General features: G+C 31.5%; 11 protein-coding genes. 4 read left to right on the forward strand and 7 right to left on the reverse strand.

The genetic code is table 11. The features are described from left to right. Positions 1–6: 6 nt before the first annotated feature. Complete coding sequence (gene glf / locus PXD04_RS14860) at positions 7–1,107, reverse strand: UDP-galactopyranose mutase (protein ID WP_323735608.1); 1,101 nt, start codon at positions 1,105–1,107, stop codon at positions 7–9. 114 nt (positions 1,108–1,221) lie between these two features. Between glf and rfbC the strand changes: the two genes are divergently transcribed. The 4 genes from rfbC to PXD04_RS14880 all read left to right on the forward strand — a co-directional run bounded on the left by rfbC (position 1,222) and on the right by PXD04_RS14880 (position 6,512). After that, a complete protein-coding gene (gene rfbC, locus PXD04_RS14865; RefSeq protein WP_323735609.1) occupies positions 1,222–1,779 on the forward strand; it encodes a dTDP-4-dehydrorhamnose 3,5-epimerase in 558 nt (185 codons plus the stop codon). Between the two features lie 114 nt (positions 1,780–1,893). Further along, positions 1,894–3,405, forward strand: a complete 1,512-nt coding sequence (locus tag PXD04_RS14870; protein WP_323735610.1) for a hypothetical protein — start codon at positions 1,894–1,896, stop codon at positions 3,403–3,405. 573 nt (positions 3,406–3,978) lie between these two features. Continuing rightward, entirely contained in the window at positions 3,979–5,535 is a 1,557-nt protein-coding gene (gene ltrA, locus PXD04_RS14875; RefSeq protein ID WP_323735611.1) for a group II intron reverse transcriptase/maturase, read from the forward strand. Positions 5,536–6,056: 521 nt separating this feature from the next. Further along, positions 6,057–6,512, forward strand: a complete 456-nt coding sequence (locus PXD04_RS14880) for a hypothetical protein (protein WP_409988271.1) — start codon at positions 6,057–6,059, stop codon at positions 6,510–6,512. A 194-nt stretch (positions 6,513–6,706) separates the two neighbouring features. On the opposite strand, the gene PXD04_RS14885 is transcribed toward PXD04_RS14880, so the two are convergent. The 6 genes from PXD04_RS14885 to PXD04_RS14910 form a co-directional block, all read right to left on the reverse strand. Beyond that, the gene (locus PXD04_RS14885; RefSeq protein WP_323735612.1) at positions 6,707–8,122 is read right to left on the reverse strand and encodes a glutamate--cysteine ligase; all 1,416 of its coding nucleotides are present in this window, start codon (positions 8,120–8,122) and stop codon (positions 6,707–6,709) included. 86 nt (positions 8,123–8,208) lie between these two features. After that, positions 8,209–9,276, reverse strand: coding sequence for a glycosyltransferase family 2 protein (locus PXD04_RS14890; RefSeq protein ID WP_323735613.1), 1,068 nt, complete (start codon positions 9,274–9,276; stop codon positions 8,209–8,211). A 398-nt stretch (positions 9,277–9,674) separates the two neighbouring features. Then, positions 9,675–9,806 (reverse strand): hypothetical protein, encoded by a 132-nt coding sequence (locus tag PXD04_RS14895; protein ID WP_323735614.1) that lies wholly within the window; start codon positions 9,804–9,806, stop codon positions 9,675–9,677. Positions 9,807–10,110: 304 nt separating this feature from the next. Beyond that, positions 10,111–11,178 (reverse strand): transposase, encoded by a 1,068-nt coding sequence (locus tag PXD04_RS14900; protein ID WP_323735615.1) that lies wholly within the window; start codon positions 11,176–11,178, stop codon positions 10,111–10,113. A gap of 161 nt (positions 11,179–11,339) precedes the next feature. Beyond that, on the reverse strand, positions 11,340–12,050 hold the full coding sequence (locus tag PXD04_RS14905) for a glycosyltransferase family 2 protein (RefSeq protein ID WP_323735616.1): 711 nt from the start codon (positions 12,048–12,050) through the stop codon (positions 11,340–11,342). Positions 12,051–12,430: 380 nt separating this feature from the next. Then, positions 12,431–12,898, reverse strand: coding sequence for a glycosyltransferase family A protein (locus tag PXD04_RS14910; protein WP_323735617.1), 468 nt, complete (start codon positions 12,896–12,898; stop codon positions 12,431–12,433). Positions 12,899–13,095 lie beyond the last annotated feature (197 nt).

Consider the following 13,095-nt stretch of genomic DNA (forward strand, 5'->3'; position numbering starts at 1 on the left):
CCATTTTCAGTTCATTTCTTTTTCAACTGTATTCAATGCTTCTTCTATGATTTTCCACATGTCATAGTATTTGTATGTTCCGAGTCTTCCTCCGAATATCACGTTTTCTTCTTTTTTTGCTTTTTCTTCGTATTTCTGGTATATCGTGTTGTTTTCAGTATTGTTTACTGGGTAGTATGCTTCGTCTCCTGGTTTCCATGTTGCCGGGTATTCTCTGGTTATGATTGTTTTCGGACTATCTGATCCTTCAAAGTGTTTATGTTCTATGATTCTGGTGTATGGTATTTCTCGTTCTGTGTAGTTTATAACGGCGTTTCCCTGGAAATTTTCCATGTCTAATGTTTCTGTTTCGAATTTTAATCCTCTATATTCTAGTCTTCCATATTCATAGTCATAGTATTGGTCTATCATTCCCGTGAACACTATTTTATCTGCTATGTTTTCCCAATATTTTCTGTCTTCGAAGAAGTCTGTTTCTAGTTTTACTTCGATTCCGTCTAGCATTTTCTCGATTACATTTGTGTATCCGTCGAGGGGTATTCCCTGGTATCTGTCGTTGAAGTAGTTGTTGTCGAATGTTAATCTGACAGGTAATCTTTTAATGATAAATGCTGGAAGTTCACAACAGTCTTTTCCCCATTGTTTTTCAGTATATCCCTTAATTAACTTAGTATAAATATCTGGCCCGACGAGGCTGATTGCTTGTTCTTCCAGGTTTTGTGGCTCAGTTATTCCTGCTTCCCTCTTTTGTTCCTCTATTTTTGCCATTGCCTCTTCTGGTGTTTTTGTACCCCACATTTGATAGAATGTGTTCATGTTGAATGGTAAGTTGTACATTTTGTCCTTGTATACTGCGACTGGTGAGTTTATGAAGTTGTTAAATTCCGTGAATTGGTTTATGTACTCCCAGACTCTTTTATCACTTGTGTGGAAGATGTGTGCTCCATATTTGTGTACGTTTATGTTTTCCTGTTTCTGGGTGTATATGTTCCCTCCGATATGGTCACGTTTTTCTATTACTATGCATTTTTTTCCTGCTTTTGTCATTTCGTAGGCGAATATTGAACCGAAGAGTCCTGATCCTACTATTAGGTAATCGTATTTCATATTGTAAAATTCCATTAATTTTATTATGTATTATGTTTGTTTTTTTATTGTAATAAAATTTAATAATTATTTTTTAGAAAAATAATAATTAATTAAATAATGTAGGAAGATTTTATGGCAGATTTTAAGTTTATTAAGACAAGTATTGAGGGCGTGGTCATCGTGGAACCACAAGTATTCGGTGATAACAGGGGCTACTTTATGGAAACATATCATGAAAAAATATTCAAAGAAAATGGTATCACCGCCGATTTTGTTCAGGATAACCAGTCCAAGTCCAAAAAAGGTGTACTGCGTGGTCTTCACTTCCAGTACAAGTATCCTCAGGGCAAACTTGTAAGAGTTATCAGCGGCGAAGTCTTTGATGTTGCAGTGGATATGAGACGTGATTCACCCACTTATGGCAAATGGGAGGGTGTAATACTCTCTGATGAAAACAAGAACCAGTTCTATATCCCTCCAGGTTTTGCTCATGGATTTGTGGTTTTAAGTGATACTGCCGAGTTTACTTATAAGTGCACGGACTTTTATCATCCTGAGGATGAGGGTGGTATCCGGTGGGATGATCCGGAGATTGGTATTGAATGGCCAATAGGGGACATTGATGAACTCATATTATCTGATAAGGATAAACTCTGGAAAGCATTAAGTGAAACAGAAACCAACTTCTAATAATAGGTTTACCCAGTAATCTCCCTTTTAAACATACACTTTTTTTGATAAAGTATTTTATTTATAAAAATTCATAAATATATTATTAACATAATATATGGGGGTATGTATTTTATGAAATATGATAAAATATTGCTGCTTCTTCTGGCAACATTTTTACTCTTAAACATTGTCTGTGCCGTAAATAGTACAGAAGATGATATTGAACAGGGTCATGTTATAAGTAAACAAGATGTAACCAGGAACAATGTAAAAGGAGTATCACAACATTATGATGTTGACAGTTACGAATCGCTAAAAAAAGCATTAACCACGCGAGATTATGATACAGTAACAGTTAACATCAGAAAAAATATTAAATTAGAAGAAAACACGCTATTAAACAAGAAAATTACAAGTTTAAACATTAATGGTAACAACAATAGCATTGATGGAGATAACAAATATCAGCTCATCAGAATCTATGAGGATAGCAATGTCAACATTGATGGACTTAAAATAGTTAACTGTAAGGATAATGCAATAGATAATAGGGGAACACTCACAATAACAGACACCACATTCACAAACAATAAAGCAAAACAGGACGGAGGAGCAATAAAAAACTATCAGGGACGAATAACAATAGCATACACACAGTTTAATAAAAACACTGCAGGAAATAATGGTGGAGCATTATTAAACTATCAGGGAACAATGGAAATAAGTAACTCTACCTTCACAGGTAACACTGCAGTAAACAGTGGAGCAGTACATAACTCTGATGGAAAAATCACAATATCAAACACAACATTCAAGGGTAACAGTGCAACAAAAGATGGGGGAAGCACATATAACTACCAGGGAACACTCCACATCAAAAATAGCGAATTCAAGGACAACAATGCACATTACGCTGGTGCAATATATAATCACATGGGAGAACTAGGAGTAAACAGTACTCTGTTCACAAATAATACTTCTCAGAATGATACTGGGGCAATTGAAAACTACCAGGCAACAACCATAATAACCGGTTCCACATTCACGGCTAATCGTGCAGGCAACTACGGGGGAGCATTATACAATTATGATGGAAACATGATAGTATCACAGTCAAAATTCACGAGTAACCATGCAGATAATGATGCCGGTGCACTGGAAAACTATCAGGGTAAATTAACAGTTAAAAACTCTAAATTCACAAGTAACAAAGCATTACTAAATGGGGGAGTAATAAGAAACTATGATGGAACATTAACACTAACACAATCCACATTCAATAATAATAAAGCAGCTAATGGTGGAGCAATATATAATACGCTCGGTAAAATGACAATAAAAACATCAAACTTCACCAAAAACAATGCAGATAATACCGGGGCAATCTATTCATCATATAACACTCTAACAATCACAGGCTCCAATTTCAGTTCAAACACTGCAAAACAAACAGCAGGAATCCGAAATTATGATGGAACACTAAAAATCACAACCACAACATTCAAAGAAAACAAAGCACAAAATGATGGAGGCGCACTATACATTTATAATAGTCGCTCCGAAATAAAAAAGATAGTATTCGAAAAAAACAATGCAGATATTGTTGGAGCAAGTGCGACAAGCAATTCTCTTTCCCTTTTATAATCAGTATAATGCAATTATACGTTGTATTATTAGCCTAGTTATGTGGGCTATTCTCGCCCGAAACTGCATCAACTGGCAACGGATGATGTGGGTTGCATGAGGGTAAACGCCTAATCACATTCCTAATATCCATGGATGTGTGGGCTAGAGAAAGACTAATATTGGCTAATGATGAATGAACTCTTATAAGCGTCGTAACCAATGGCAATGGGGAAGGATATTACATTACCCATTGTTTTGCAAGCAGGCAATGCATACTTTGCTCATATGCATTTAGCATAACCCATAGGCTTGTCGGCGTAATGGGAGAGCCTAAGTTAGTCGTAACTGAAAGAAGAGAAACTTGGTAAGCCCTACTTTGACCCACAATTAAACGTGTGGGGGGACTACGGTGTGAACCGGTGTTCCTAAACCTAGTAGGGTAAGGGATGCTAAGAAAGCTAATGACCACAATAGTCGTTAAGACAGTAGGAAATTAAAGGGATATAATAACTACGTGGTATATGCTGACTTTAGCAGGTGTATATAACACAGGTAACTATATCAATTATAACTATAGAGGTGTAAAACTTTATGTCGAAGGATGTTTATGCAGATTTGAGCCAAAATTCTATTTTGGAGGATGCTAAACAGAATGAGTCCGATTATACTAGCGAATGGAATTCTATTCCATGGCAGAAGATTGAACGGAGCATTTATAAGTTACAATGTGATATAGCTTGTGCCGAAATCAGAAAAGAATATAGTAAAGCCAAGCAATTACAAAGATTACTGTTAAATAAGGATTCCACAATTCTGTATGGTATTCGAAGGGCTACCATTTTAAATAGTGGTCGTAGAACACCTGGAATTGATGGGATGGTGCTTAGGTCTCATCCCGAGAGAATGGCTTTATACTATAAGCTTAAATCTATGAAATTAAAGGAATATGAACCTTTACCAGTGCGTAGGGTTTATATTCGTAAATCAAATGGTAAAATGCGACCGTTGGGTATACCGACCATTATTGATCGTGTGTATCAGACTGTCGTTAATCTTGCCCTTGAACCACGTGTAGAGGTGGGTTTTGAACCAACAAGTTATGGTTTTAGACCAATGCGCAATGCAGGAAATGCAATCGCACGCATACACCACTTCACAAAAAGAGGTAATCGGTCTTGGGTATTTGAAGGTGATTTCAAGTCATGTTTTGATACTCTTGACCATGACTGGATATTAAAGCAGTTGGGTAATTTCCCTGCTAAGAATATCATTAATAAATGGCTTAAAGCAGGTTATGTACATAATGACATGTTTGATTTAACCGATATGGGTACGCCACAAGGTGGAATAATCTCGCCAACATTGGCAAATATAGCCCTAACAGGACTAGATGAAGCATTAGGAGTAACCTACAAGAAAGAAAAAGCTAGAAACACATTCACTTATCGTAATCAGTCAAGATATGCTATGATACGCTATGCAGACGATTTTGTAGTACTATGTAGAACAAAAGAAGATGCAGAAGAAGTATACTCTTTGATTGAACCATACCTCAAAGAACGTGGCCTTAAATTAGCAGAGGACAAAACACATATAACACCATTAAATAAGGGTTTTGATTTTCTCGGATTTAACATCAGAGAATACCCAACACAAAATGGTATTAAAGTGCTTAGTAAACCTGCTAAGGACAGGATTGAAAGACTCAAAAGTAAGATACGAGAATTGTTTCTAAAATATCGTAGTAGTGGAAAAATTGACGAGCTAATTGGAAAACTGAACAGTCTAATAATCGGCACTGCCAATTACTGGAAACAAACAGTAGCCCACAAAGCGTTCAATGAAATTGATGACTACGTTTGGAAATTAACGTATCGATATCTTCGTAGACAACATCCTAACAAGTCATGGGATTGGATTAAAGATAGGTACTTCAAAGAAGATTATTATCATAAACATGATGATAATTATATACTTACTAGTCCAGAAAATCCTAACATACAACTTGTTAAGATGAAATGGGTGCATATACACTATGCACACATAATTAAATACAATTGCAATCCTTATGACCCTGAATATAATGATTACATAAGGAAAGCTTTTAAGAAAACACCGTTTGAATGTCTTTACAACAAAGGCAATTAAATAAAATAACATGGATTTATAATTGATTTCGAGATAAAGAATATGCTTGAGCCGTATGTCTTGAAAGGGACACGTACGGTTCTTAGGAGAGAAGGGAAGAGTAATCCTCCCGACTTATCCGACTACATAATTCACAAAGCAAACTAGAAATTACAAATTCCACATTCAAAGAGAATAAGGGAGAATATACTGGAGCCGTATATAATAATAAGGGAACCCTAAAGGTAACAACTTCACATTTTGAAAACAACAAAGCAACCCGTGCTGCTGCAATATACAGTACAGGTGACAATAACATCATACAAAAGAACACCTTCACTAACAATACTTCAGAGAAGTATGCTGAGATTTTCACAGCCAAAGACTCAAAAAATAATAAAATAAGCGACAACATATATTCCAAAAACATAAAGTCAGCAATAAAGATAACACTCTACAAGTTATCACAAAAAACCTATAACGATCAAGTAACAATCACGGGAAAACTAACAGATAAACGAGGAGAAATACTAGAAAATGCAATGATAAAAATAAAAATCAATACCAAAACAGTAACCGTAAAAACAAACAAACAAGGAACATACACATACAAAACAAAAGCAAACAAAATAGGAACAAACAACATAACAATCACCTACCCAGGAAACCAAAGCTACAAAAAAAGCACCATCAAACAAACATACAAAACAATCCCAAGACCAACAAAGCTAACAATAAACAAAATAAACACCACTAAAAAAGGAAAACAAGTCACAATCACAGGAAAACTAACAGACAACAAAAACAAAATAATAAAAAACGCAAATCTAAAAATAAAAATTAACACAAAAACAGTAACAGTGAAAACAAACAAACAAGGAATATACAAATACACATTCAAAACAACAAAAAAAGGAAAAAATCCAATCACAGTAACATATAACTCAAACAAAAACTACAAAACAAGTACGATTAAAAGAACAATCATCGTAAACTAAACACTCACCACCCTCTAACTCTTCACCTTTCAAAAAGCATTACTCATTATAATTTAAAAAAATAATTAGGTTACCACGTATCATCCAAAACCAATAAAAAAAAACTAACAAAAGAAGAAAAAAATGAACAATTATTAATCCAAAAAAAATGTGTGTTCAAAGTTCACCATAATCAAAAACACGTAAATAAAAATTCAATCCTTCCGATTAGGTAAACTTTTAGAATAAACCTCCTCAAGTTCCACATTATTATATATAGTTTCAAGATCAATCAATTCAATACTCGTATCCTTATTATGCACAGCTATAGACAATTGACTAGGTATAAAACCCCTGTTTTCAACAATTTGCTCCAACTGTTTTGCATAAGTTTTACCCTCATCTTCCACTCTATCCCTAATAACACGTATTAACTCATCTTTTCCCAGGTCCAGTAACGTGTTCATCTCATCCATACCAGCTAAAATCTCATCAGCCCAATCATGTAATCTAATCTTTTCCCCATTACGCAAAAGTCTAATGCTATTATCAAATCCTTTCTCAGCAACAATCTCCTCATTATACAATGCTTCCTCCTGCCACTTAACATCACTTTCATCCTCTTCAAGCAATAAAAGATAAACCAGGAACAAATGTACAAATTCAGCATCCTGCCTGCTTATACCACTTTTTTCGAACGGATTAATATCTATACTCCTTACTTCCACATACTCAATACCATCAGAATACAATGATTCAAGATAATTATCACGATCCACAGGTTTTAATCGAATCTGAGTATAAAGTTCCTTGGCCTCAGATAATTTTCCATCATTTATGTATCCTTTCACATCTTCAAGGAAATGTTCTAACCTGTCATATCGGGGATATAATTTTTCCAAGTTCTTATAACCAATATGCGAATTCCTATATGATGGACCATGCTCTGAGTAGTAACTTCCATACTCGTCCTCTTCAGGCATCAACCTCAAACATTCACTTGTGAATGTTTCATGAGCAGCTACAGAAGCACCAGTAACATATATTATAAACCATTTTAGCCGGAGATAATTTCGTGTAATCTTAAGATACAAAGCATTTCGGAATGCCTTATATGATAATTTCCCAGGATAATTATCATACAATTTCCGTATTGTCTCCCCACTAAGGGAGTAATTATAATGAATTCCACTAATCATCTGCTTTTTAGTCCCATACTTCTCGGCCAATTTTTCCCTGTAAACCCGTGAAGCTTCCCCTTTCTTTCTGGGATATTCAGCAATTGGAATTTCATGATCATCAGGTAGTATACATGGCAGTGACTGATTCCAAATGAATTCATCATCAGCTATTGACGTGTTCACTATGTCTACAAGGAATGATAGGCACTGATATGCCTTCTGGATACTGTTGAATGTTGGTGTAACTATTTCCACTTGACTTTCCGAAAAGTCTGTTGTAATATAGGGGTTTGCCAGTTTATCTCCGAAAATTGTTGGGTGGGGTGTGAGTGCAAGTTTTCCTTCATTATTTACTCTTAAGCCCTCTTTTTCGAATCCAAAGTTACCAGACAGTAATTCTCCTGGTGAGAGTATGCCTTTGATGTTTTTTATTGTAAGGTAGTTTTTCATATATTATTATTTGTTTTTCAACACTAATAATATTTAACATTGTTATAAAATACTTTATAAAAAAAACACAACCAAAAATAAAAAAATTAACAAAAACCAACAGCATCATCATATCTATCATTAACAATCAAAGAATACAATTCTCTCAAATTATCAGCTAACACCACATCATCACGAAGCAACAAAGCACACAAAAATTTACACCTATCAAATATCTCTATTAAGATGTCACAAGACAAATCCTTATTCAAGACAAAAGTATTAAAAAAGTAAGCCATTTTTCCATTAATCAAATACTTAACAGTAATATCCTCCAAACCATTTTCAAGACCAAAATCAATAATCATACCATATGCATCCAATCGACTAATCTGCAAATCCATATCATCACTAAACGTAACAGACTTATCATTCTCTTCATTCCGAGTGTTATTATACTTGTAAATAGCTTTTTTATTAAAAATTAACTTTTCAGCAGATACTAAAGATTTATATAAGAAAACAGAATCCTCTGCAATAATAAACTCTGGAAATATAATTTTATTATCTCTTAAAAACTTTAAATTAAAAATTTTACTAGCTAATTTATAGTTATTAATAATAAATGGTAATTCCTGAATATCTGTTATCATTATTTCCTCAGGAAATTCCAGATTGAACTGTTCCAAATTGTTTATACGTTCATTCCATTCAAGATTATTATCTGTAAATGTATTTAAAAGTAAGGAAAATGGTATTTCTTCTTTATTATTATCAGTATTCAATTGAGTATGTGTACCTGAAACTATGCTGGAACCACTTTCAACAATTTTATCATATAAAAATTCACAAGCATCCTCATAATACTCATCATCTCCATCCAGAAACATTATATAATCACTTGTAGCATATTTCATGCCTATATTTCGTGGTTTACCAGCAACTCCGCTATTTTCATCAGTTTGGAATAGTTTTACATTACTATAGTTTGTGGTATATTCTTTTAAGATGTTATAAGTGTTGTCTGTTGAACAATCATCAACAAAAATTATTTCTAAGTTATGGAAACCAATTGATTGATTTAAGATGGATAAGAAACATTTTTCAACATATTTTTCAAGATTATAAACTGGAATAATTATTGAAATAAGGTATGATTTACATTTTTTATTCAAATTATTTAATTCAGAAATTAGTTTTCGTTCGTTCTCATTGTATTTGCTGTCTAGTTTTATTGTTAGATAATTTAAATTTTTTTCTATAAAATGTAACTTGTTGTTCTTGTCATTTTCTATATTGGTTAGTGTTTGTTCATATTTTTCTAATGTGTTTTTGATAAGAGATATTTCTTCAATTAATGTACTATTTTCTTTTTGTATTTTTTTTATTTGGTTATTTTTTTGTGTTATTTCTTGTTCGTGTTTTGCTTTTATTTGTGTTATTTTGTTGTTGTGGGTTTGGTTGTTTTTTGTGATTTTTTGTTTTATTTCATTGTTTTCTTTTTGTATTTTTTTTATTTGGTTGTTTTTTTTTCTTTAAATTTTTTTGGTATTGTTGATTCTCTTTTTTTAGATTATTTATTGTTTGTTGTTGTTTTTTTATTTCTTGGATTTGTTTTTGGTATTGTTGTATGTAATGTTGGTAACTGTTGCTGTTTAATAATATCTTTTTCCCTATTTTTGATTTGATTTCCATTTTGTTGCACCTTTAATTAATTTCTTTGTATTTTAAGTCAAATTCTCTGTAATTTTCGCATGTCATAAAATTTTCGTATAATTTCTTATTCCCTGGGTATAAATATGTGTTTAAATCATTTTTTAAATTGTATTCGTTTGTGAATTTTTCTAGTTTAATCTTGGATTTCTCATAAAATTCTTTGCGATACTCTTTGTTAATAATATAGTAACGATAATTGAATTTTGCTAGTAATCTGTTTAATAATGGTCTTTTGTATTCTTCGTATAATCCATACTTAAAGAATACTTTTAATATTAATTCTATTTAGGGGTCTAGATTATTCGTCCTTCAGAAAGCATTTGTAAGTCTGTTTTTGTTGTGTATCCTTGATTAATTATTAAGGATGCTAATAATACAGTTAGTAATGTTGTTTTTTTAACAGATTCTGTTGTATATTTGTGGAAATGTTTTAAATTTAGTCCTTCTTTAAGGAATTTAAAAAAGTCTTCGATATGGCTTCTTACATATTTAATTCTTTTTCTTTTGATTATGTTTTTACAAAATGAGTTTGCTAATTTTATGAATTTACTTTTATTTTCTTTATCTTTTTTGTTTTGTCTGAAATATTCTAATGGACAGGTTAATGCGTTGTTTAGTTTTTCTATGTTGAAATTGGATTTAGTGAGGATTAATGGTTGTATGTGGTATTTTTTTAAGCCTATTTCATAGTTTTCATAACTATAATATCCTCTATCAGCTAGTATTTTATCATTGTGGTGTAATAGGTGGTGTTTTTTCATTTGTTCTAGTATTTCGGGGAATATTTGACTGTCGTGGGGTGAACCTGGGTGTATTATGAATAAAACAGGCATCATGGTATTGTAATCTAGTACAAAAGTTCCTTTAAAGCCTATATAGAAGCCAATACTTGTTCCATGACCCCATTTTGGATCTTTATTTTCAAGATTTTTCTTGGAAATCTTCTTACTATCAAAATTATAATCAACATCCAATGGAGTTGCATCAAGTAAATAAGTATGTGATTGAACTCTATTATTTCTATTAAGATATCTGAGTATTGTATTGATAGTTTTTTCTATTGTTTGGGTAGAAAAACGTCCAAGAAGCTCGGTAACTTGAGATGCTGTTAAAACACATTTAACATTAAAAAAAGATTTAACTTCTGGTTTCCTATTTATCTCATCAATGACATATGAAATATTTAAATTAAAAAACTGACTAATAAAAAATACTTTTAATGAAAAATTAAACTTATCTAATGGTTTTATACCATTTGAAGCAATTATCTGTTGAATTCTTCTAGAATCAATAATATTAAATATTTCTTCTAACAAACTACTATATGGGTTGGAATTATCGAAATTTAAACCTAATAACATTCTTATCACAATTATATGTTTATAAAAGGTTATATTTAAATATTTCGATAATATAACCCTTTAAATTCAAATCCAATCATAAAACAAATGTATTATTTTTAACAGGACTTAATGACCTAAATTATATTAAAAAATAAGCTTTTATAAGTGGTTAAAAAGATCTAAATATCTAGACCCCTAAATTCTATTATATCTATTGTTCCTAGTTCCATTTGATTCTTTAGTTCTGTTATCGAATTGTTTCTACGTCTTCGATTATAATACTTTTCTATAAAAAATATTCGATCTGCATTTAGTGTTGTTTCAAAGAAAAATGGATTATCCTGGTGAATTAAGTGTTCAGGAAATTTAACATTTAAACTTGTTAGAAATGATTTTAGGTATAACTTGTTCCATGGTACTACTGCCGTCCTAAATATGTCTGAATCATATTCCTTAATACCCATCAGTTTATTTAGGTGATGACTGAGTTCTTTCATATCATAATAATTTTCAATGAAGAATTTATTTTCATTATGATTATAAGATGTGGCTTTGTACATTAATATTTGTGTTTTTTCTCTTTCTGCTATTTCATATAATTCTTTTAGTGCGTTTAGATCTAGGAAGTCATCCGAGTCCACATACTGTATATATTTACCTCGTGCTTTTGTTAGGGCATAGTTTCTACATCCACCAGAACCTTGTTTTTCCTTTAACGGGTAATATTTTATCCTTTTATCTTTTCTTTGGTAGTATTTGATTATATCTGGTGTTGTATCTGTTGACATATCATCTACACATATTATTTCAATGTCTTTTAGGCTTTGTCCTAGAAGACTAGTAAGACAATCATCAATATACTCCTCCACGTTATATGTTGGTATTATCACTGATATTAATACGTCGAAGTTTGTATTATGGTTATATAATATGTCATAGAATGTTCGGAAGTATTTTGATATATAATAGTGTATTGTTTTATTGTTTTTATTAGAGATTATTGTTGTTACTTCTTTTATTTCATTTTTTATTTTTTGTAATTCTTTTTTTGAAAGGGGTGGTATGTTTTCGTAGTTTATTTCGGGTAGATTCTGTGAAAAATCATTAATGGTATCCTGTTTTGAACATCTTTTTAAGTTGGATAATACGTATTTGATGCATTTGATGTAATCTTGTATTTCTTGATTATTATTTAAAGATAATTGTGTGTTCTTTTGGGAATTTTTTGTTAACTGTTTATCTGTTATTTTGTAATTATTCAGATTAGTTATTATGTCGGTCCAAAGTATAAACTTAAAAGGGGAGTGTTAAAACTTAAATCGTTTGTAATGTTTTTTATGAAATTATTCTTATAGAAAGTGTTATAAAGGAGATTTAGTGGAAGTGTGTTGTTTTGAGTATTTTCATTTGAATGTAATAATTCTGGAGTTTCCTGTTTTAGCATGTTGGTGAATGTTTGTAGTGTGTTTTCTGAATAAAATTGGTAATTTTCATTTAAGAATAAGATATATTCTCCTTTAGCATTTTTTATATTCGGTGATATTTTTTTAGTGTTGGTGTAAATTATTTTGTTTTGGATAGGGGAGTCATATGTTTTGAAATGGGGTGATGTTTTTAGAGTGTTTAAAGCTATTATTTCATAATCTGTGAATGTTTGTGTTTCTAATGATTTTAGAGTTTCTAATATCTGGGAAGTTTCAAGGTCTGTCTGTGAAATAATTATTGAGAGATATGTCATTTTTTATCACATTTTTTCTTTAATAGTGTACTTATATTTGCTGTGATGTTTATATTCAAAAAAGATTTAAATTATTTTTTTTATATAAATTCTAATTGGCATTAATATATCCTATTAAATTTATACTTGGTTTTTTTTATTGATTAATTTGTACATTTCATGTTATTTTATAAATATTCTAAAAGCATATATTTAAT

Origin of the sequence: Methanosphaera sp. ISO3-F5 (assembly GCF_034480035.2) — an archaeon.
Classification (GTDB): domain Archaea; phylum Methanobacteriota; class Methanobacteria; order Methanobacteriales; family Methanobacteriaceae; genus Methanosphaera.